The organism is Sulfitobacter sp. DSM 110093 (genome assembly GCF_022788715.1).
GTDB lineage: Bacteria > Pseudomonadota > Alphaproteobacteria > Rhodobacterales > Rhodobacteraceae > Sulfitobacter.
This window is the reverse complement of sequence record NZ_CP085167.1, coordinates 3,256,839-3,276,480: the sequence shown is the minus strand read 5'-3', so window position 1 is coordinate 3,276,480 and position 19,642 is coordinate 3,256,839. Positions and strand designations below refer to the sequence as shown.

22 protein-coding genes are annotated in these 19,642 nt (G+C 61.8%); 9 read left to right on the top strand and 13 right to left on the bottom strand.

All coding sequences use genetic code 11. From position 1 onward, the window contains the following. Positions 1 to 74: 74 nt before the first annotated feature. Positions 75 to 2,249: a selenide, water dikinase SelD gene (gene selD / locus DSM110093_RS16025; protein ID WP_243267736.1), complete on the top strand. Its 2,175-nt coding sequence runs from the start codon at positions 75 to 77 to the stop codon at positions 2,247 to 2,249. On the opposite strand, the gene mnmH is transcribed toward selD, so the two are convergent. From mnmH to DSM110093_RS15990, 7 genes are all read right to left on the bottom strand, one after another. After that, complete coding sequence (gene mnmH, locus DSM110093_RS16020) at positions 2,233 to 3,288, bottom strand: tRNA 2-selenouridine(34) synthase MnmH (protein WP_243265997.1); 1,056 nt, start codon at positions 3,286 to 3,288, stop codon at positions 2,233 to 2,235. The two genes, selD and mnmH, sit on opposite strands and share 17 nt — an antisense overlap. Positions 3,289 to 3,340: 52 nt before the next feature. Continuing rightward, positions 3,341 to 3,691: a RidA family protein gene (locus tag DSM110093_RS16015; protein WP_243265996.1), complete on the bottom strand. Its 351-nt coding sequence runs from the start codon at positions 3,689 to 3,691 to the stop codon at positions 3,341 to 3,343. A 71-nt stretch (positions 3,692 to 3,762) separates the two neighbouring features. Beyond that, positions 3,763 to 4,164 carry a rhodanese-like domain-containing protein gene (locus DSM110093_RS16010; RefSeq protein WP_243265995.1) on the bottom strand — a complete coding sequence of 134 codons (402 nt, stop codon included), beginning with the start codon at positions 4,162 to 4,164 and terminating at the stop codon, positions 3,763 to 3,765. Positions 4,165 to 4,177: 13 nt separating this feature from the next. Beyond that, positions 4,178 to 5,356 carry a lytic murein transglycosylase gene (locus DSM110093_RS16005; protein ID WP_243265994.1) on the bottom strand — a complete coding sequence of 393 codons (1,179 nt, stop codon included), beginning with the start codon at positions 5,354 to 5,356 and terminating at the stop codon, positions 4,178 to 4,180. Between the two features lie 14 nt (positions 5,357 to 5,370). Continuing rightward, entirely contained in the window at positions 5,371 to 6,279 is a 909-nt protein-coding gene (cbiB, locus tag DSM110093_RS16000) for an adenosylcobinamide-phosphate synthase CbiB (protein WP_243265993.1), read from the bottom strand. Further along, on the bottom strand, positions 6,276 to 7,223 hold the full coding sequence (cobD, locus tag DSM110093_RS15995; RefSeq protein ID WP_243265992.1) for a threonine-phosphate decarboxylase CobD: 948 nt from the start codon (positions 7,221 to 7,223) through the stop codon (positions 6,276 to 6,278). The genes cbiB and cobD overlap by 4 nt, the downstream gene beginning before the upstream one ends. A gap of 90 nt (positions 7,224 to 7,313) precedes the next feature. Then, on the bottom strand, positions 7,314 to 8,288 hold the full coding sequence (locus tag DSM110093_RS15990) for a glutathione S-transferase family protein (RefSeq protein ID WP_243265991.1): 975 nt from the start codon (positions 8,286 to 8,288) through the stop codon (positions 7,314 to 7,316). A 173-nt stretch (positions 8,289 to 8,461) separates the two neighbouring features. Here DSM110093_RS15990 and DSM110093_RS15985 point away from each other — a divergent pair, with 173 nt between their 5' ends. After that, a complete protein-coding gene (locus DSM110093_RS15985) occupies positions 8,462 to 8,818 on the top strand; it encodes a hypothetical protein (RefSeq protein WP_243261650.1) in 357 nt (118 codons plus the stop codon). A gap of 45 nt (positions 8,819 to 8,863) precedes the next feature. On the opposite strand, the gene DSM110093_RS15980 is transcribed toward DSM110093_RS15985, so the two are convergent. Then, positions 8,864 to 10,033: a MalY/PatB family protein gene (locus DSM110093_RS15980; protein ID WP_243265990.1), complete on the bottom strand. Its 1,170-nt coding sequence runs from the start codon at positions 10,031 to 10,033 to the stop codon at positions 8,864 to 8,866. A gap of 96 nt (positions 10,034 to 10,129) precedes the next feature. Here DSM110093_RS15980 and def (DSM110093_RS15975) point away from each other — a divergent pair, with 96 nt between their 5' ends. The 4 genes from def (DSM110093_RS15975) to fmt are packed head-to-tail and all read left to right on the top strand — an operon-like array spanning position 10,130 to position 12,586. Further along, positions 10,130 to 10,648: a peptide deformylase gene (gene def, locus DSM110093_RS15975; protein WP_243265989.1), complete on the top strand. Its 519-nt coding sequence runs from the start codon at positions 10,130 to 10,132 to the stop codon at positions 10,646 to 10,648. Further along, complete coding sequence (gene def / locus DSM110093_RS15970; RefSeq protein ID WP_243265988.1) at positions 10,645 to 11,142, top strand: peptide deformylase; 498 nt, start codon at positions 10,645 to 10,647, stop codon at positions 11,140 to 11,142. Before def (DSM110093_RS15975) ends, def (DSM110093_RS15970) begins: the two co-directional genes overlap by 4 nt. Beyond that, positions 11,139 to 11,636: a peptide deformylase gene (def, locus tag DSM110093_RS15965; RefSeq protein WP_243265987.1), complete on the top strand. Its 498-nt coding sequence runs from the start codon at positions 11,139 to 11,141 to the stop codon at positions 11,634 to 11,636. The genes def (DSM110093_RS15970) and def (DSM110093_RS15965) overlap by 4 nt, the downstream gene beginning before the upstream one ends. Positions 11,637 to 11,671: 35 nt before the next feature. Next, positions 11,672 to 12,586: a methionyl-tRNA formyltransferase gene (gene fmt, locus DSM110093_RS15960; RefSeq protein ID WP_243265986.1), complete on the top strand. Its 915-nt coding sequence runs from the start codon at positions 11,672 to 11,674 to the stop codon at positions 12,584 to 12,586. A gap of 4 nt (positions 12,587 to 12,590) precedes the next feature. On the opposite strand, the gene DSM110093_RS15955 is transcribed toward fmt, so the two are convergent. From DSM110093_RS15955 to DSM110093_RS15935, 5 genes are all read right to left on the bottom strand, one after another. Then, positions 12,591 to 13,214, bottom strand: coding sequence for a trimeric intracellular cation channel family protein (locus DSM110093_RS15955; RefSeq protein ID WP_243265985.1), 624 nt, complete (start codon positions 13,212 to 13,214; stop codon positions 12,591 to 12,593). Continuing rightward, positions 13,211 to 13,675, bottom strand: coding sequence for a ribonuclease HI (gene rnhA / locus DSM110093_RS15950; RefSeq protein WP_120351974.1), 465 nt, complete (start codon positions 13,673 to 13,675; stop codon positions 13,211 to 13,213). The genes DSM110093_RS15955 and rnhA overlap by 4 nt, the downstream gene beginning before the upstream one ends. A 55-nt stretch (positions 13,676 to 13,730) precedes the next feature. Then, entirely contained in the window at positions 13,731 to 14,681 is a 951-nt protein-coding gene (gene ispH / locus DSM110093_RS15945) for a 4-hydroxy-3-methylbut-2-enyl diphosphate reductase (protein WP_243265984.1), read from the bottom strand. A 60-nt stretch (positions 14,682 to 14,741) separates the two neighbouring features. Continuing rightward, positions 14,742 to 15,479 (bottom strand): LuxR family transcriptional regulator, encoded by a 738-nt coding sequence (locus DSM110093_RS15940; RefSeq protein WP_243265983.1) that lies wholly within the window; start codon positions 15,477 to 15,479, stop codon positions 14,742 to 14,744. Between the two features lie 253 nt (positions 15,480 to 15,732). Then, complete coding sequence (locus tag DSM110093_RS15935) at positions 15,733 to 16,287, bottom strand: NYN domain-containing protein (protein ID WP_093927390.1); 555 nt, start codon at positions 16,285 to 16,287, stop codon at positions 15,733 to 15,735. 123 nt (positions 16,288 to 16,410) lie between these two features. On the opposite strand from DSM110093_RS15935, the gene folK reads away from it, so the two are divergent. From folK to DSM110093_RS15920, 3 genes are all read left to right on the top strand, one after another. Beyond that, positions 16,411 to 17,019, top strand: a complete 609-nt coding sequence (gene folK, locus DSM110093_RS15930; protein ID WP_347568631.1) for a 2-amino-4-hydroxy-6-hydroxymethyldihydropteridine diphosphokinase — start codon at positions 16,411 to 16,413, stop codon at positions 17,017 to 17,019. A gap of 73 nt (positions 17,020 to 17,092) precedes the next feature. Next, the gene (gene rpoZ, locus DSM110093_RS15925) at positions 17,093 to 17,446 is read left to right on the top strand and encodes a DNA-directed RNA polymerase subunit omega (RefSeq protein WP_093738298.1); all 354 of its coding nucleotides are present in this window, start codon (positions 17,093 to 17,095) and stop codon (positions 17,444 to 17,446) included. Between the two features lie 36 nt (positions 17,447 to 17,482). Further along, positions 17,483 to 19,633, top strand: a complete 2,151-nt coding sequence (locus DSM110093_RS15920) for a bifunctional (p)ppGpp synthetase/guanosine-3',5'-bis(diphosphate) 3'-pyrophosphohydrolase (RefSeq protein WP_243265982.1) — start codon at positions 17,483 to 17,485, stop codon at positions 19,631 to 19,633. Positions 19,634 to 19,642: the final 9 nt, after the last annotated feature.

The window sequence follows — 19,642 nt, the reverse complement described above, 5'->3', positions numbered from 1 at the left end:
TGGTCATGCCGATGGCGTGCCCGCGCGTGTTCGGTTAGCAATATCCAACGGTTAATATGAGAGAGTGAGGCAAACTGGTGCAAGGTGATCTGCCCCTGACGCGGGATCTGGTGCTGGTGGGGGGCGGTCATGCCCATGCGTTGGTGCTGCGCAAATGGGGGATGGACCCGCTGCCCGGTGCGCGGCTGACGGTCATCAATCCCGGCCCGACCGCGCCCTATACGGGCATGTTGCCCGGTCATATTGCGGGCCACTACGGGCGCGATGCGCTTGAGATCGACTTGATGCGCCTGTGCCGCCACGCGGGGGCGCGACTGATACTTGGCCATGCGACCGCCATTAACCGCACGAGGCAAGAGATTGCTGTCAGCGGGCATGGGAATGTGGCCTATGACGTGGCCTCGATCGATGTTGGCATCACGGCAAAGATGGACCTGCCGGGTTTTGCCGAACACGCCGTCGCGGCCAAGCCGCTTGATATCTATGCCGCGCGCTGGCGGGCGTTCTTGGCCGCGGTGAAAACAGGCGATCTGCCGCCCGAAGTCGCCGTGATCGGCGGCGGTGTGGCGGGCTGCGAGTTGGCGATGGCGATGGCATTTGCCCTGCGTCAGGCCGGGGCGCAGCCTGCGGTGACGGTGGTGGAACACGGGCCGCAGCTTTCCGGCATGGCCCCCCGGACGGAAGCGATGGTTCGTCGGCGCATGGCGGGTCTGGGGGTGGGCCTTGCGCTTGGGGCAGAGGTCACGCGGATTACGGGCGCAGCACTAATCGTGGAGGGGTGCGCCCCGATCCCGGCGGCGCTTTGCGTAGGTGCGGCGGGGGCGGTGCCGCATGGCTGGCTCGCGCAGACTGATCTTCCGCTGCACAGTGGGTTCATCCGAGTGGGCGCTGATTTGGGCGTGGTAGATGATGCAGCGCTTTTTGCCGTGGGCGATTGCGCACATATGGAGGCCACACCGCGCCCCAAGGCCGGGGTTTTTGCCGTGCGGGCAGCGCCGGTGCTGCATGATAATCTACGGGCCGCACTGAGCGGCGGCGCGCGGCGGGCGTTCAAACCGCAGAAACATTATCTCAAACTTATTTCATTGGGCGGTAAATCCGCCGTGGCTGAGCGGAACGGGCTCGCCCTTGGCGGGGCGTTGCTATGGCATTGGAAAGACCGGATCGACCGGAAATTCATGGATCAGCTAGATGATCTGCCTGCGATGAAAAGCGAAGCGCCGATCGGACGATTGGCTTTGGGCGTGCAGGACGCGCTGGCGGGCAAGCCACTTTGTGGTGGATGCGGGGCAAAGGTGGGCGGCGCGGTGCTGGGTGACCTCTTGGCCAAGATGCAGCCCCGAGTCACGGGCGATATTGTTACCGGCGCGGGGGATGATGCGGCGATCTTGCGGCAACCGGGCGGCGGTTTTCAGGTGATGAGCACGGATCACCTGCGCAGTTTTATCGAAGATCCGGCACTGATGACGCGGATAGCGGCGGTGCATGCTTTGGGCGATGTTTGGGCTATGGGCGCCAAACCTCAGGTGGCGCTCAGTTCAATAATCATGCGCCGCATGTCGCCTGCATTGCAGGCCCGGACGTTGCGAGAGATCGCAGCTGCCGCGGAGGCAGTGATGGGTGCCGCAGGCGCGCAGATTGTCGGCGGCCACACCACAATGGGCGCGGAACTGACCATCGGGTTCACAGTCACCGGCACGCGAGACGAAATGCCGATTGGCGTGGGCGGCGCGCAGCCGGGGGATGTGTTGATGCTGACCCGGCCCATCGGCGCGGGCGTGATCCTTGCCGGGCATATGGCGGGCAATGCGCCGGGGCGGGTCGTTGCAGAGGCGCTGCGCGTCATGGCCACGCCGCAGGCGCGGGAGGCGGAGATACTGGCCAGCGCCCATGCGATGACGGATGTAACCGGCTTTGGCTTGGCCGGACATGTGCAGGCGATTTGTCGTGCCTCGGGGCTGGCGGCAGAGCTTTGGGCCGATGCGATACCGCTCTATCCGGGGGCGCAGACACTGTCGGATCAGGGGGTGGCGTCCTCCCTCTTGTCCGTAAACCAAGCGGATGCACCGATCAGCGCGGCGGGCCCGGTGTCCCCCCTTTTGCACGATCCGCAAACCGCTGGAGGTTTGCTAGCCGCTTTGTCCGAGCCCGCGGCGCAGGCCGCGCAGGAGCGGTTAGAGGCGGAAGGGCTTACTGGTCATATTATCGGACGGTTGGAGGCTGGCGCATCAGCTATTCGCTTGCGTTGAACCGAGCGTGTAGAGCGGCGGCGGTCTGCGCCAGAGTGCTGTCATTCAGGTCGCTCAGCGCAAGCTGCACCAACGGCGCAGGGTTGCGGCTGGCGGTTTTGGCATAGCGCGGGTCATAATGTTGGCCAATCAGCCCTTCGGCGAGCGGAGCCCAGTCGCCCGCACGGGCCTGTGTTTGCCATGCGGCGATGGTCTCGGCGCTATGATAGGGTCGCAACCTGTCGATGCATTCTTCCAGCATCGCGGGGTCGGCAGTCAGATCGTCATAGGCACGGCAGAGGAAATGTGCCCGCTCGGCAAGCAGTGCGCTGATCTCAACCCGTGGTGCGGCGATCATCGCGGCCCAGAGCGCGGGCGGCAGGGTGATCCCGCCGATCTTGCTGCTTTCGGCCTCAACCCATGTGATCTGCGCCGGGTCCAGCGGCGTGAGCGCTTGTGCCAGACGCGATTCAAACATCTTTTGATGCGGCTGTCCGCCTTCCATGGCGCCGAACAACGAGCCGCGATGCTGCGCCAAACCTTCAAGGTCCAGGACCTGTGCACCAGCATCGCGCAGATGGTGCAGCAGCCGCGTCTTGGCCGTGCCGGTGCCGCCTTCGATCAACATCAGACGGTGGGGCATAGGCGTGTCGTATAAGGCCGCGACCACCAGCCGCCGATAGCTGCGATAGCCACCCTGCAGCAGTTGCACGCGCCAACCGACTTGATCGAGGATCGTCGAAAACGCCCCCGACCGCTGCCCGCCGCGCCAACAATAGACCAGCGGCTGCCAGCTACCGTCTTTGCCCGAAAGCGCCGTTTGCAGGTGTTGCGCTGTATTTTGTGCCACCAAGGCGCCACCGATCTTGCGGGCATCGAAGGGGCTGACTTGTTTGTAAATTGTGCCCACCTCGGCCCGTTCGGCATCCGACAAGACGGGCAGGTTGATGGCGCCGGGCAGATGATCCTCGGCAAATTCCGACGGGGCGCGAACGTCGATGATGGTATCAACGTCGAGCGTGGCGAGGTCCGACAGGGCGGTGAGGGTGCAGGGGGTCATCTGAGGTGTCCGGCAAAGGCCCCACGCCCCATGACAGGACGGGGGCGATGGCTCAGGCTTTGGCCGCGATCACCAGCACTTCGACCAGATATTCTGGCGTGGCGAGTTTGGATTCGCCACAAGCGCGGGCGGGGGCGTGACCTTCGGGCACCCAAGCGTCCCAAACGGCGTTCATCGCGGCGAAGTCGGCCATGTCGGCCAGCCAAATGGTCGATTGCAGGATGCGGGTCTTGTCGCTGCCCACTTCGGCCAGCAGAGCATCGACATTGTCCAAACAATCTTGGGTTTGCTTGGCCACATCCGCACCCGCCGTGCCGACCTGACCGGCAAGGTAGATCACATCGCCATGCTCGACGATTTGGCTCATGCGGGTGTTGGTGTGGTGGCGTTTGATCTCGGTCATTCTGTCTCTCCTTTGACGTTGCAGAACTTGTGGCAGCTTTGCGAGAGGGAGGCCAGATCAAAGCCTGTGGGTTACGGCTTCTCGACCTTTCCGCCCTCTTTTGGGCCGCCAGCTTTTTCCCAGCCGCCGAAACCGTCCTTCAGATGTGCGGCGTCAAAGCCCATGTCTTGCAGCGTCGCGACCGAGATGGCCGAGCGCCAACCGGAGGCGCAGTGAAAGACGTATTTCTTGTCTTGGGCAAAGACTTCTTTGAAATAGGGGCTGTCGGGGTCGACCCAGAACTCCAACATGCCGCGCGGGCAGTGGAACGCACCGGGGATGAACCCGGTGCGCTCGCGTTCGCGGGGATCACGCAGGTCGACGAATTGCACGTTTTCGTCGTCCAGCATGGCGATGGCCTCAGTACTGTCGATCTCTTCGATTCGGGCACGGGCCTCAGAGACCATTTGGGCAGCGGTTTTCTTGAGGGCCATCGGGGTCTTCTCCTTACAGTTGGTTCAGCAGTGTTGGCGTGGGCCAGCCATCGACGGGCATGCCTAGGCGTTTCTGTTCGGCGCGTACCGCGGTGCGGGTGCCGGAGCCGAGGATGCCATCCACATCGCCCACGTCATAGCCCATGGATTGCAGTTTGCGCTGAAGCGTTTTCATCGCGTCGCCGCTAAGCCCCGGTTGCGGATTGCCTGCGTCGAAAACCTGTGCGCCTTCCAGCCGCGTGGCGAAATAGGCGGCGGTCATGACGTAGGTAAAGCTCTGGTTCCACTCGAAATAAACCCGGAAATTCGGATAAGCGATAAAGGCCGGCCCGCCACGCCCTTGTGGCAACAGGACCGAGGCGGTCAGCCCCTCGGTCAGCGGCCCGTTGCGGGGGGAGACGCCCATCGCTTGCCATTCGCTGACGGGTTTGGTGGTCTCCAACCCGCTTTGCGACCAGTCGAAGTTTTGCGGGAGGGAGACTTCGGCCAACCAAGGTTCGCCTGCGCGCCAGCCAAGGCTTTGCAGCATTTTCGCACCCGACAGCAGCGCATCGGGGGCAGAGGTTTTTAGCGAGACTTCGCCATCGCCGTCGCCGTCCACACCGTTTTCGATGATGTCGCGCGGCAGCATTTGCACCATGCCGATTTCACCCGCCCAAGCGCCGGTGGTGGTGGCTGGATCAAATTCGCCGCGCTCGAAGAGCTCCAACGCCGCGAAAAGCTGCGGGCGGAACAACTCGGGGCGGCGGCAGTCATGGGCCAGCGTGGCCAGTGCATTGGCGGTGTTAAAGTCGCCTTGGATCGCGCCGTAGTCAGTCTCGAACGCCCAGAAGGCCAGCAGTACGCCACGGCTGACGCCGTATTCGGATTCAACCCGGTCAAAGACCGCGTCGTATTTCTCGGCCATGGCGCGGCCCCGGTTAATCCGGTCGTTGGAGATCAGGTGCCGCGAGAATTCGATGAAGGGCTTTTGAAATACGCCCTGCGCCTGATCGGCGCGCAGCACGGCAGGGTCTTGGCGCAGACCTGCAAAAAACCGATCAGCCTTGGCGGGGTCGGCGCCACTTGCCACGGCCTCGGTCTTGGCCTCGGCGATGAAGCTGGAGAAACCGCCGCCGCAGGTGGCTTGCGCATAGGCGCTGGCGGGAAGGGTGAGGGCCGCAAGGGTGGCGGCTAGAAAAGTGGGGCGCATGGATATCCTCATAGTCACAGACAGGCCAGAACTAGGGCGATTGCCCACATCACCAACCATGCCTGCCAGAGGCGGGTGATGGCCGCATCGATCTCCGCAGGTCCAATGACGCGCGCCCCCGCGCCGTGCACCCAAGGAAACTGCTGCACCTGCCCATCATAGCTGCGCGGACCGGCGAGGGCCACACCTATGGCCCGCGCCATGGCGGCTTCTGGCCAACCGGCGTTGGGCGAGCGGTGCAGCGCCGCATCCGCCCGAATGGTGCGCCAATGGTGCAGCACCCCACCGGGGAGCGCGATGAGCAGCGCAGTCAGCCGTGCCGGGGCGAGGTTCAGCAGGTCATCCATCCGCGCCGCGGCCCAGCCGAAATCGGCGTAGCGCGGGGTGCGGTAGCCGATCATACTGTCGGCGGTGTTAACGATCTTATAGACCAGCAAACCCGGCAGACCGCCCAGCAGGAACCAAAAGGCAGGCGCGATGATCCCGTCGCTGAGGTTTTCCGCGCCGCTTTCGATGGCGGAGCGGGCGACGGCCTTTGGCGGCATCGCAGCGGTGTCGCGGCTGACGATCATCGCGACGGCGCGGCGGCCTGCGGCCAGCGACTGACGCAGACCGTCGGCCACGGCGCGCAGGTGTTCGACGAGGGAGCGTTGCGCCAGCAGGATGGCGGCGATGATGATCTCGGCCAGCGGGCCAAGAAGGCTCAGCGCCCAGCCAAGGCACGCCATCCCGATCATCAGCGCCAGCAGCAGCGCCACGCCCATGGCGCGGCGGGCTTGGCCGTGGTTCAACCGACGATCTCCCCAGCCGATCAGCCGCCCCATCAGCACCGCCGGATGCGGCAGGCGACGCCAGAGCCAGTCCGGCTCTCCAAAGGCCGCGTCCAGCAGCATGGCCAGCGCAAGGACCGCCGCCGTGCTCATGCCAGCGCCCGCTCCAGCCGCGCCCATCCTTCGGCGGGCGGTAGGCCAAGGCGCAGCCAGCGTGGGTTATAGGGGAAGACGCGGGTCCAGATGTGATGCTGGGCGAGGCGGGTTTGCCAAGCTTGCGCGTCATCGACCTCATAAAGCCGGAAAAGCGGGGTGCCGCCGACGATTTGCGCGCCTGCGCCGGTCATCAGGGTATCGAGGTGCTCTGCCTCTGTGGCGAGCCGGGTTCGCGTGACGTCGGCCCAATCCGTATCGCGCAACGCCGCCGCGCCGATATGCAGCGCTGGGCCGCTCACCGGCCATGGGCCAAGCATCCGCCGAAGTTCCGCCACCAAGGCCGGATCACCGATGACAAAGCCCAGCCGCAACCCGGCCAGCCCCCAGAACTTGCCAAAGCTTTTGAGGATCAGCGTGCCGGGTGTCGTTGCCTGCGCCATGAGGGTGGCATCGGGCGTGATGTCGCAAAAACTCTCGTCAATTATACTGAAGGGGCCGGTGACTTCTGCTGCATCCCAAAGCCGCCCGTCGGGGTTGTTGGGGTGAACATGGACAGCGGCGTCGGTGTTGCCCTCTTCGACCACCTGCCAGCCACTCTCGGCGAAACTGGCGGCATGTTCATTGTAGGTGGGGCCGGGGATGCGCACGGTGCCCTTCGGTGCCAGCGCCGGAATGCGCGCGATGGCCGAGGATGCGCCCGGCACGGCCAGCAGCGCAGCATCCGCTGGCACTTTCCAGAAGGCGCGGGCGGCATCCTCCAGCGCGGTTTGCGCTGCGGCATCGGGGAGCGCGTTCCACGCCTCAGCAGGCAGGGCGGGGATCGGATAGGGCTGCGGATTGATCCCGGTCGACAGGTCGATCCACTCCGCCCGCTCCCCGCCGAAACGCGCCGCTGCCGCATCGACACCGCCGCCGTGGTCGCGCTTGTCTGGCTGTTGCATGATGATCCCCCTGCCGTTCTTGCTGCGGTGAAAGCGCAAAAGCGCTACGCGATCAAGCGCCTTCCGCAAGGCAGGCAGGGGGAGGAGCGATCAGCTGCGCCCGTGCGGCGCGTCGAAATCCAGCACCGGGTTGATCGGGATGATCCGATGCGGGTTAATCGTGTCGTGGCTGTAGTGGTAGTGCCGCACGATATGGTCGAAGTTCACCGTCTCGGCCACGCCCGGCACCTGATAGAGCTCGCGCGTATAGGCCCAGATGTTCGGGTAATCGACGATCCGGTTGCGGTTACACTTGAAGTGCAGGTGATAGACCTTGTCGAAGCGCACCAGCGTGGTGAAGAGCCGCCAGTCGGCCTCGGTCATCTTGTCGCCCGCGAGGTAGCGGTTCTGCGACAGGATGTCTTCGATCCAATCCAATGTGTCGAAAAGCGGATGCACGGCGGCGTCATAGGCTTCCTGCGTGGTGGCGAAGCCGGCTTTGTAGACGCCATTGTTGAGCGTGTCATAGACGCGGGCGTTAATCTCTTTGATGCGGTCGTGCAGGGGGGCGGGGTAGTAGTCATCGCTATTGCCGGTGATTTCATCAAAGGCGCTGTTGAGCATGCGGATGATCTCGGCGCTCTCGTTGCTGACGATGGTCCCGCGCTGTTTGTCCCAGAGGATCGGCACGGTGACGCGGCCCGTGAAATTGGGATCGGCGCGGGTATAGATGTCGCGGGCATAGGGCAGGCCGAAGAGCGTATCGCCGGTGGCGCCGGGGAAATCCGTGTTAAAGGTCCAGCCTTCGCCCAGCATGTCTGGATGCACGACCGAGACGTCGATGTGATCCTCCAGCCCCTTCAATTGGCGGAAGATCAGCGCGCGATGTGCCCAAGGGCAGGCATAGCTGACATAGAGGTGATAGCGGCCCGATTCTGCCTTGAACCCGCCGTCGCCGCTCGGTCCGGCGCTGCCATCGGCGGTCACCCAGTTGCGAAACTGCGCTTCGCTGCGTTCAAATTTGCCGCCTGAGGATTTGGTATCATACCATTTGTCTTGCCATTTTCCGTCAACCAAAAGGCCCATCTTGTTCTCCTTTACGCATTTGAGGATATATCTAGGGCCACACGCGCGGACTGCACATCTTCATGGGCGCGCAGCCGCCCTGCGCTGGCGCAGACTGCCCAAACGTCATCAATTCTTAACTTGAATTTCCTACGTTTTAGCCCAGCTTAGAAGGCATCAGCGGGGGGAAGATCATGGAAGAATTTCTGACCAAGGAAATACAAGCGGGTCTTGATGCCGCGCGCATGGAAAGCCTGCGCAAAGGGTCACGCTTGCGGCTTGAGGTGGGCGGTGATGTCTACCGCGTGCTGCGCATGTGGAAGACCGGTTTTTCCGTTGATGCCGAAGACGCGCCCAAGTTACGCGGGCTGGTCGATCTCTATGATGGCAGCCTGCATCTGTTCCAATGTCTGATCGTGGCGAGCGAGGAAGACGCAGGTGAAATGCAGTATGAGTTCAAGCGCGCGACCGCCGTGGCGGACCGACCGCCGCTTGATTTTGAACGCGCCAGTGATGCGCCGCTGGGTCTGATCGAAGACGGTCGCGCCTAACGCGCATGGGCACGGCGGGTCAGCCCCGCCGCGCCATTTTCCATTCTATTGCAGATCGCTGAAGGCTTTGGTGAGCCGCTTGCAAGCTTCTTCGACCCGTGCACGTGGCGTGGCGAGGTTGAAGCGCATGAAGGTTTCGCCGCCGGTGCCAAATGTCGCGCCGTGGTTCGCAGCGATGGCGGCGCTTTTCTCAACACGTTCTTGAAACTCTGCGGGCGCCATTCCGGTGCCGGAAAAATCCACCCAAGCCAGATAGGTCGATTCCAGCGGCATCGAGCTTAGCCCCGGAATCGCGTTAACCGCCTCGTCGAACAGCTTTCGGTTGCCGTCGAGATAGGCCGTCAACTCATCCACCCAAGCGGCCCCTTCGGGCGTAGAGGCCGCCGTTGCCATAATCAGCCCGAAGGAGTTCGCCGAGACGCCCAAAGCCGCCATGCGCTGGGCAAAGCGTTCACGCAGCTTGGGATCGTGGATGATGACGTTGCCAGTGTGGCCGCCTGCGATGTTAAAGGTCTTGGTCGTGGCGGTCATCATCACCAGACGGTCTTCGATCCCGTCGATATGTGCCATGGGGATGTGCTTGTGCTCCGGCATCACCAGATCGTGGTGAATCTCATCCGAGACCAGTACCAAGTCATGCCGCTTCGCGAAATCGGCCACGCCTTGCAGCTCCTCACGGCTCCAGACCCGGCCACCGGGGTTATGCGGCGAGCAGAGGATCACCATTTTCTCATCCCCGGTCATCAGGGCGTCATAGGCGTCGAAATCCATCTCGTAACGGCCCGAGGCATTGGTCAGCGGGCATTCCACCACGCGCCGATCTGCCGCGCTGATCACGCGGGCAAAAGCATGATAGACCGGAGTGAACAGCACCACGCCATCGCCGGGCTGCGTGAAGGCGTCGACGCACATCGCGGTGCCGTTCACCAGACCGTGGGTGGTAAAGATCGCATCGGCGTCGACCTTCCAGCCGTGGCGGTTTTCCATCCACCACTGGATCGCGGCGAGGTATTTGCTGTCATCGCCGAAATACCCGTGCACCCCGTGGTCGATCTGGGCCTGCAGCGCGTCCTGCACCACTTGGGGCGGACGAAAATCCATATCGGCCACCCACATGGCGATGCCGCTGTCTGCGGGCACGCCATAGATCGCTTCCATCTTGTCCCATTTCGCACAATGGGTGCCGCGCCGGTCGATGATGTCGTCAAAGCTCATGCTGGTCTCTCCTGATATTGCGGCCAAGCTAACGGCTGCCACAGGCGCTGCAAGCCCCCGGTTGCGCGATGCCCGGCCATGGCCTAAATGAGCGGGATGAAACGCCCGATCCTTTTGCACCCCGATCCACGGCTCAAGAAAGCCGCAGCCCCCGTCGCCGATCTCAGCGACGAGTTGCGCGTGCTGGGCGATGATATGTTGACCACCATGTATGATGCGCCGGGCATCGGCCTTGCCGCGCCGCAGATCGGCGTGCTGAGCCGTGTCATTGTGCTCGATTGCGTCAAGGAAGAGGGCGAAGCGCCGCGCCCGCTGTTGATGTTCAACCCTGAGATTGTGGCCTCATCGGATGACCTCAGCACCTATGAAGAAGGCTGCCTGAGCATTCCTGAGCAATACGCCGATGTGACCCGCCCCGCTGAGGTTGAGGTCCGCTGGCTCGACCGCGACGGCAAAGAGCAGCAGGAGTCTTTCGACGGGCTTTGGGCGACCTGCGTGCAGCATGAGATTGACCACCTCGATGGGAAACTGTTCATCGATTACCTCAAGCCGCTGAAGCGTCAGATGATCACCCGCAAGATGGTGAAGCTGAAACGCGAGTTGGCACGCGGATGAGCGTGCTGGAGGTTCTTCGCTGGCCCGACCCGCGTCTGGCCGAGACCTGCGCGCCGATCGAAGAGATCACGCCAGAGATCGAAAAGCTGGCCGCCGATATGTTGGAGACGATGTATGCCGCGCCGGGGCGGGGCCTTGCCGGGCCGCAGGTCGGCGCGATGCTGCGGATCTTCGTGATGGATGCGGGCTGGAAGGAAGACAAATCCGACCCGCTGGTCTGCATCAATCCGATGTTTCAAGAAATCGGCGAAGAGCGCGTGACCAATACCGAAGGCTGCCTGAGCATCCCCGGCATCAGCACCGACATCTCGCGCCCGTCGCAGGTTCAGATGGTTTGGACCGGGCTGAACGGTGGCCGCTATGTCCAAAGCTTTGAGGGTGCCGCCGCGCTGATCGCGCAGCATGAGATGGATCACCTTGATGGTGTGGTGACATTCGATCATTTGGATGCGGACACCCGCGCCGCCAAGATTGCGGAGTTCAACGCCCAATGACCCTACGCCGCTACGTTGCATGGCCCGATAAACGACTGCGCAGCCCCGCTGAACCCATTGAGGCGGTGACGGATGAAATCCGCGCGCTTTGGGACGATATGATCGAGACGATGGACGCCATGCCCGGCGTCGGCCTTGCCGCGCCGCAGATTGGGGTGATGTTGCAGGTCGCGGTGGTCGATGCCTCCGAGGCGCGCAACAAGCGCATCCGGCTGGCGAACCCGGTGATTATCGACGCCTCTGCCGTGCTGCACCCCTATGAGGAGGCCAGCCCGAACCTGCCCGGTTTCAGCGCCGTGATCCGCCGCCCCCGCGGCGTGAAGGTGCGGTTCCTTGATGAGATGGGCGCAGAAATAGAGCGTGATTTCGTCGGGCTTGAGGCCGTCAGCGTGCAACACCAGATCGACCATCTGGCGGGCAAGATGTATTTCGACAACCTTAGCAAAACCAAGCGCGACATGCTGTTGCGCAAAGCACGTAAACAGAACGGCTGACAGCCCAAAAGGCGCTGTCCGTCAGGAGTGAACAGATGCGACTGATTTTCATGGGCACGCCTGATTTTTCGGTGCCGATACTCGATGCACTGGTGCAGGCCGGGCATGACATTTGCACAGTCTATTGCCAGCCGCCACGCCCTGCCGGACGCGGCAAGAAACCCCGCCCCAGCCCGGTGCAGCAACGCGCCGAGGCGCTTGGCCTTTTGGTGCGGCATCCGGTGTCGCTTAAACACCCCGAACCGCAGGAAGAATTCGCAGAACTTGGTGCCGAGGCGGCGGTAGTTGTGGCCTACGGACTGATCCTGCCGCAGGTCATTCTGGACGCGCCGAAGCACGGTTGCCTGAACATCCATGCGAGCCTCTTGCCGCGCTGGCGTGGGGCCGCGCCCATTCACCGTGCGATCATGGCGGGGGACGCAAAGACCGGCGTTTGCATCATGCAGATGGAAGCGGGATTGGACACTGGGCCCGTGCTGCTCTGCGAAGAGACGGAGATCGGCGCGGCCGAGACCACGGCGGAGTTGCACGACCGACTGAGCGCCATGGGCGCGGTGGCGATCAACAAGGCGCTGTCACAACTGTTGCAGCTTACCCCGCAGCCTCAGCCCGAAAAGGGCGTGACCTACGCGGCTAAAATCGACAAGGCCGAGTCCCGCATCGACTGGACCCGCCCCGCAGTTGAGGTGGATCGCATGATCCGCGGACTGTCGCCCTTTCCCGGGGCGTGGTTCGAGATCGGCGGCCAGCGGGTGAAGGTGCTGGGTTCGGTGCTGGACGAAGGCACTGGCGCGGCGGGCGAAGTGCTGTCAGATGACCTGCGCATCGCTTGCGGCGACGGTGCGGTGCGGCTCACGCGGTTGCAGCGTGCTGGCAAGGGCGTGCAGGATGTGGATGTGTTTCAACGCGGCGCGCAGATCGCCGTGGGCATAAAGCTGAGCGCGGCTTGAGCGCTCAGCTTTTCGGCGGGGTGCTTTTGTAGACCGGCAGGTGCCAGCCGAAATAAAGCGATCCGGCGCGCAGCACCCAAGTGGTGGCGGCGCAGGCCAATAGCGGGTAGAGCGTCCCGTCGAAATAAGGCGCCAGCAGCACGGCCACAGCGGCACCGGAGAGCGCCGCGCTGGCGTAAAGCTCCCCTTGGGTCAGCACCAGTGGCAATTGGCCCACCACCACGTCGCGCATTAGTCCGCCCATGCAGCCGGTGATCATGCCCATGACGATGATGATCGGCGCGGATTGCTCTTGCGACATCGCCACACCCACGCCCGCCGCGACGGCAACAGCCAGCGCCAGACTGTCGAGCCAGATCAACGTGCGAAAGCGGCTTTCCAGAAGATGCGCCGTAAAGAAAACCACCAGCGCGGCCACGATGGCCACGCCGAGCATGCTAGGGGTTTCGATCCAGAAGATTGGATTGCGGTCGAGCAGGAGGTCGCGGATCGTGCCGCCGCCCACAGCGGTCAGGCAGGCGATAAAGGCAAAGCCCACGATATCAAGCTGCGCCCGGCTGGCGACCAGCGCGCCGGTGATGGCAAAGACCAGCACGGCGGCATAGTCGAGCAGGGCCAGCAGGCTCACTTCTTGCCGCCCGGTTTGAACGGGGCCATGCCCGCGCGGGCCAACTCATCGGCGCGTTCGTTTTCGGGGTGGCCGGCGTGGCCCTTGACCCATTTCCACGTCACATTGTGCCGCGCGTTCGCCGCATCCAGCCGCTGCCAAAGCTCGGCGTTTTTGACCGGCTTCTTGGCGGCGTTCTTCCAGCCGTTTTTCTTCCAGCCAAAGATCCAACCGGTGATGCCGTTTTTGACGTAGTTGCTGTCGGTCACGATGGTGATCTCGGTCGCGCGGCTGAGCGATTCCAACGCCGAAATTGCGGCCATCAGTTCCATGCGGTTGTTGGTGGTTTGCGCCTCGCCGCCCTTCAACTCGCGTTCCTTGACGATCTTGTCACCGTCCATGGCGCGCATGAGTACGCCCCAGCCACCGGGGCCGGGATTGCCCGAGCAGGCTCCGTCTGTGTAGGCGTAAAGGTCTGGCATGTCGGCTCCCGTCGCGGTTTCCACGCGGTGTAGGCGTCTGATGCGTGGCGGTCAATCAGGCGGGTTGGCGCAAGACGCGGGGCACCTTGAACTCGACGTTTTCTTGCGCGGTTTCGACCAGTTCAGTGGTCACGTCATAGCGCACTTTGAAGGCGTCGATTACTTCGTTGATCAGCACTTCGGGGGCTGATGCGCCCGCCGTGATGCCGATGCTGCCGATCCCATCCAACGCGCGCCAATCGATATCATCGGCGCGTTGCACCAGTTGCGCATAGGCGCAGCCCGCGCGGGCGCCGACTTCGACCAGACGTTTGGAGTTCGACGAATTCGGTGCGCCGACCACCAGCATCGCGTCGCATTTGGGGGCCATGGCTTTGACAGCTTCCTGGCGGTTGGTGGTGGCGTAGCAGATGTCTTCTTTATGCGGGCCGATGATGGCAGGGAACCGCGCCTGAAGGGCGGCGACGATATCGGCGGTGTCATCGACACTAAGTGTGGTTTGCGTGACATAGGCCAACTGCGCCTCGTCACGCACAGTGACATCGGCCACATCATTGGGCGTTTCGACCAGCAGCACATCGCCATCGGGCAGTTGGCCCATGGTGCCGACCGTCTCAGGGTGGCCCGCGTGACCGATCATGATGATCTGCAGCCCTGCATCGGCATGGCGCTGCGCCTCGATATGGACCTTGGAGACCAGCGGGCAGGTGGCATCGACATAGATCATATTGCGCGCCTGCGCGGCGGAGGGCACGGATTTCGGCACGCCATGGGCGGAGAAGATGACCGGGCGGTCATCGGGGCATTCCGACAGTTCCTCGACAAAGACCGCGCCCTTGTCGCGCAGCCCGTCGACGACGAACTTGTTGTGCACGATCTCATGGCGCACATAGACCGGCGCGCCCCATTTCTCGAGCGCCATCTCGACGATCTTGATCGCCCTGTCCACGCCCGCGCAGAATCCGCGCGGCGCGGCGAGGTAGAGGGTCAGGGGCGTGTTGGTCATGGCGAAGTCTCCGAACGGTTGGCGCAGAGGTAAGGGCTTGGGCGCGCTTCGTCCAGCCCGTCAGCCCTTCTTGGGCGCAGCCTCGCCTCCAGCCCCATGCACAAGTGCGGCGGCTTGGGCGCGGTTACGGATGCCCAGTTTGCGATAGCCGGATTTTGCGTAATCCGACACGGTGTGGATCGACAGGTTGCAATGATGTGCCGTTTGTTGGCGGCTATAACCATGCGCCAAAAGGTTCACCACTTCGGCTTCGCGCGGGCTGAGCTTATCAAAAGCAGAGGGGCTATCGGGGAGGGGCAGTAGTTCTGCCCCGACAAGGTCTTCGATGCGCCGGTGCATCAGCAGGCAGAATAGGCGCAACTCTTCGGCAATGTCGTGGAAAGTTTGTTCAAACTCCTCCGCCGCCATTCCGTTGCCGATCACAAAGCCACCAAAGCGTTCAGACCCTTGCAGACGCATCGGTACGGCAAAAGCAGCATGAAGTCCCTCTCGCGCCGCGCGCGCGATGAGGGAATGTTCGGACGGCGTAACATCAGGATAGAGATGCACAAAGGCCTGCCCGATCATCAGCACCTCATAGCTGTTGCACGAGTGATGCAAAAACGGATCATCTTCGGGCGGGAGGTTTTTATAGAGGTCGGGGATGGTGCAAAGCAGCTGCGCATCCTTAAAGTCGGCGCCCACACTGATATGGAGTGCATGAGTGAATCCGATCTCTCGGAGTGCCTCTACGATCCCATCCCAAAGTGTGTCGATATCTTGTAATTTTTCCAGCCGTACTGCGACATCGACCAGCATCATCCCTCACTTTACCCCCCTATTTCGGGGGGTCGTCTACTTCTACGGGAACAAGTACTATTGGATCAAGGGGAACGCATGGGTTCATGTGCTGTATTGTATCTTCCCTGGGGTATTTTAGAAATTTCACAGGCCAGTGACGGCGACGTCTCTGGCCTGTTATTCGTATGTACACTTTCCTGATAGCGAAGCGCAGAAATTCAACCTCCGCGGCCAGCGGAGCTATTCAGGGCAGTAAAAAGGCGATCTGTGGTCAGCTTTGTGGAGCCGGCATCGGATCGCGCGGGGGGCGGCCAATGACATCGCGCAGGTCGTCAAGCTCGATAAAGTTGTCCGCTTGGCGGCGCAGATCATCGGAAATCATCGGCGGCTGGCTGCGAATCGTCGACACGACAGAGACGCGCACGCCTTGGCGTTGCAGGCTTTCGACCAGCGGACGGAAATCACCATCGCCTGAGAAGATCACGATATGATCCACGCGCGGCGCAAGTTCCATGGCATCAACGGCCAGTTCGATATCCATGTCGCCTTTGACTTTGCGGCGGCCCATGCTGTCAGTGTATTCTTTGGCCGGTTTGGTGACCATGGAAAAGCCGTTGTAGTTCAGCCAGTCAACAAGCGGGCGGATCGGCGAATATTCATCGTTTTCAAGCAGCGCGGTATAGTAGAATGCACGCAGCAGCTTGCCGCGGCGCATGAACTCTTGCCGCAGCAGTTTGTAATCGATGTCGAAGCCGAGCGACTTGGCCGCGGCATAGAGATTGGAGCCATCTATAAATAGCGCCAATCGCTCATCTTTGTAGAACATTAATCTATCCTTTCGGCAGGCTTCGCCGTATTCCCGGTTTGATCTATAACTGTCGCGGATTAAGAAAACCGTGACGTGTGGCGATGCCCCCACATCTGGGTGCATAACTAAGGTTTTTTAACAATGTCGCAAGGCCCTGAGGGTATGGAATTAAGCAGTAGGGCGCCTATACGAAAGCATAGCCTTCTGATTGCACTTGGTGGGAACCTTGCATCTTCTGTTGGTAGGCCACAGGAAACCCTGAAGGCCGCTCTGAAGCTGTTACAAACATCCGGCGCGGTGATTCGCGCCACCAGTCGATTCTATCACACTCCAGCTTTTCCCGCAGGGGCGGGCCCGAATTATGTGAACGCCGCCGTGCGGATCGAAGCGCCTTGGGAACCTGAAAAGGCGCTTGGCGTATTGCACCGTATTGAGGCGCAGTTTGGCCGGGAGCGGCTGCAGCGATGGGGGCAGCGCACTTTGGATCTGGATTTGCTGGCCTGTGACGATATCGTGTTGCCAGACCGTAACACCCACAAGATGTGGCGCGAATTGCCGCTTGATGCGCAAATTGGTCGTACACCTGAACAGTTGATCCTGCCTCACCCCCGTCTTCAAGACCGCGCTTTTGTTTTGGTGCCGCTGGCAGATGTTGCCCCCGATTGGGTACATCCATTGTTAGGAAAGCCCGTGCGCGCGCTGCTCGAAGCCATGCCTGAGCGGGATCGCGCCGACGTGCGCCCTATGTAATAGTGACTTGTAAATCTGCCCGAAGCGGCCTAAATACCGCACTTCTGGCAGCAAATGAGATATTGGAGGCTTCATGGCCCGCGTCACCGTCGAAGATTGTGTGGATAAGGTTCCGAACCGTTTCGAACTCGTCATGCTGGCTGCGCACCGCGCCCGCGAGATCTCTGCCGGATCGCCGCTGACCGTTGACCGCGACAACGACAAAAACCCTGTCGTGTCCTTGCGCGAGATTGCTGACGAAACGCAATCGGCTGACGATCTGCGTGAGCGTCTGATCGAAAGCAACCAGAGCCAGATCGAAGTCGATGAGCCCGAAGAAGACGCCATGGCGCTTTTGATGGGTGCCGAGCAGGACAAGCCTGAAGAAGACAGCATGTCCGAAGAAATGTTGCTGCGCCAGTTGATGGCCGCACAGGGGCAGGGGTAACCCCCGCGCCCCGGCCGGGGCTATGAGGCAGATGGCATGAACAGCGCCGACATTACTGCCGACGACCTGATCGCTCTTGTTCAAGGCTACAATCCGCGTACCAACGAACCCCTGATCCGCGCCGCTTTTGACTACGGGGCGCGGATGCATGAGGGGCAGTTTCGCCATTCCGGTGAACCCTATTTCACCCATCCCGTCGCTGTCGCTGCGATCCTTACGGAACAGCAGCTTGATGATGCGACGATCATCACCGCCCTTCTGCACGACACGATCGAAGATACCAAAGCGTCTTACGCCGAGGTGCAAAGCCTCTTTGGCGGTGAAGTGGCCGAATTGGTGGATGGTGTCACCAAGCTGACCAACCTTCAGCTTAACTCGACCGAAACCAAACAGGCCGAGAACTTTCGCAAGCTGTTCATGGCGATGTCCAAGGACCTGCGCGTCATCCTCGTCAAGCTCGCCGACCGTCTGCACAACATGCGGACGATCAAATCCATGCGCCCTGACAAGCAGGTCAAAAAGGCGCGGGAGACGATGGACATCTATGCGCCGCTGGCGGGCCGTATGGGCATGCAATGGATGCGCGAAGAGTTGGAAGACCTCGCCTTTCGCGTGCTCAACCCCGAGGCGCGCGCCTCGATCATCCGCCGCTTCATCACCCTGCAGCGCGACACCGGCGATGTGATCCAGCGGATCACGGGCGACATGCGCGTGGAGTTGGAAAAGGCGGATATCGAGGCCGAGGTTTTTGGCCGGGCCAAGAAACCCTATTCGATCTGGCGCAAGATGGAGGAGAAGGAGCAGAGCTTCTCTCGTTTGTCCGATATTTATGGTTTTAGGGTCATCACCGCCTCCGAGGAAGATTGCTACCGCACGCTTGGCGCGATCCACCGGCGTTGGCGTGCGGTGCCGGGACGGTTCAAGGATTACATTAGCCAGCCCAAAAGCAACGGCTACCGATCTATCCACACCACCGTTTCGGGGCGGGATGGCAAGCGGGTTGAAGTGCAAATTCGGACCCGGCAGATGCATGACGTGGCCGAAACCGGCGTTGCAGCGCATTGGTCTTACCGCGACGGCGTGCGGAGCCGAAACCCCTTTGCAGTTGATCCCGCCAAGTGGATCAGCCAGCTGACCGAACAGTTTGATGCCGAGACCGACCATGAGGATTTCCTCGAAGCGGTGAAGCTTGAGATGTACGCCGACCAAGTCTTCTGCTTCACGCCCAAGGGTGATGTGGTGAAACTGCCGCGCGGGGCGACACCAATTGATTTCGCCTATGCGATTCATACGCGCATCGGTAACGCCTGCGTCGGGGCTAAGGTCGACGGCATGCGCGTGCCGCTTTGGACGCGCATCAAGAATGGCCAGTCGATTGAGATCACCACCGCGCAAGGCCAGACGCCGCAGGTGACATGGCTTGATATCGCCACCACAGGCAAGGCCAAGTCGGCAATCCGGCGCTCCCTGCGTGAGGTCGACCGCGAACGCTTTATCAAGCTGGGGCGCGAATTGGCGCGCTCGGCTTTCGCTCAGGTGGGCAAGAAGGTCACCGATAAGGTGCTGCACACTGTCGCTAAGAACATGCGGCTCAATGGCCCCGACGAGGTGCTTGCCCGGCTTGGCAGTTCCGAACTGACGGGCCGCGAAGTGGTTGAATCCGTCTATCCCGATCTTGCACCGCAAAAGGGCGAACAGATCGACGTGCGCCGCGCCGTGGTCGGGCTGGAGCCGGGCCAGAGTTTTGACCGCGCGCCTTGCTGTACGCCGCTACCGGGCGAACGCATCGTTGGCATTACCTTCCGTGGCAAGGGCGTGACCGTTCACGCGATCGACTGTGACCGCTTGTCGGAATATGAAGACCAGCCCGACCGCTGGCTTGATCTGCGCTGGCATGATGGCAGCCATCCGGCGGATTATACATGCGCGCTGGACATCACCATCGGCAACGGCGCGGGGGTCTTGGGGCGGGTCTGTACCTTGATCGGCGAAGCTTCGGCCAATATCTCTGATTTGGAGTTTGTGGAGCGTAAGCCTGACTTTTATCGGTTGGTGGTCTATGTGGACCTCAGAGACGTGAGTCATCTGCATTCGCTCATGTCCACGCTCGAAGCCGAAAGTGAGGTCGCCGATGTCAGCAGACACCGCAATATGAGCATAGGAAAGACTGTCGAAAAGACCGCCTGACCCGCGCAG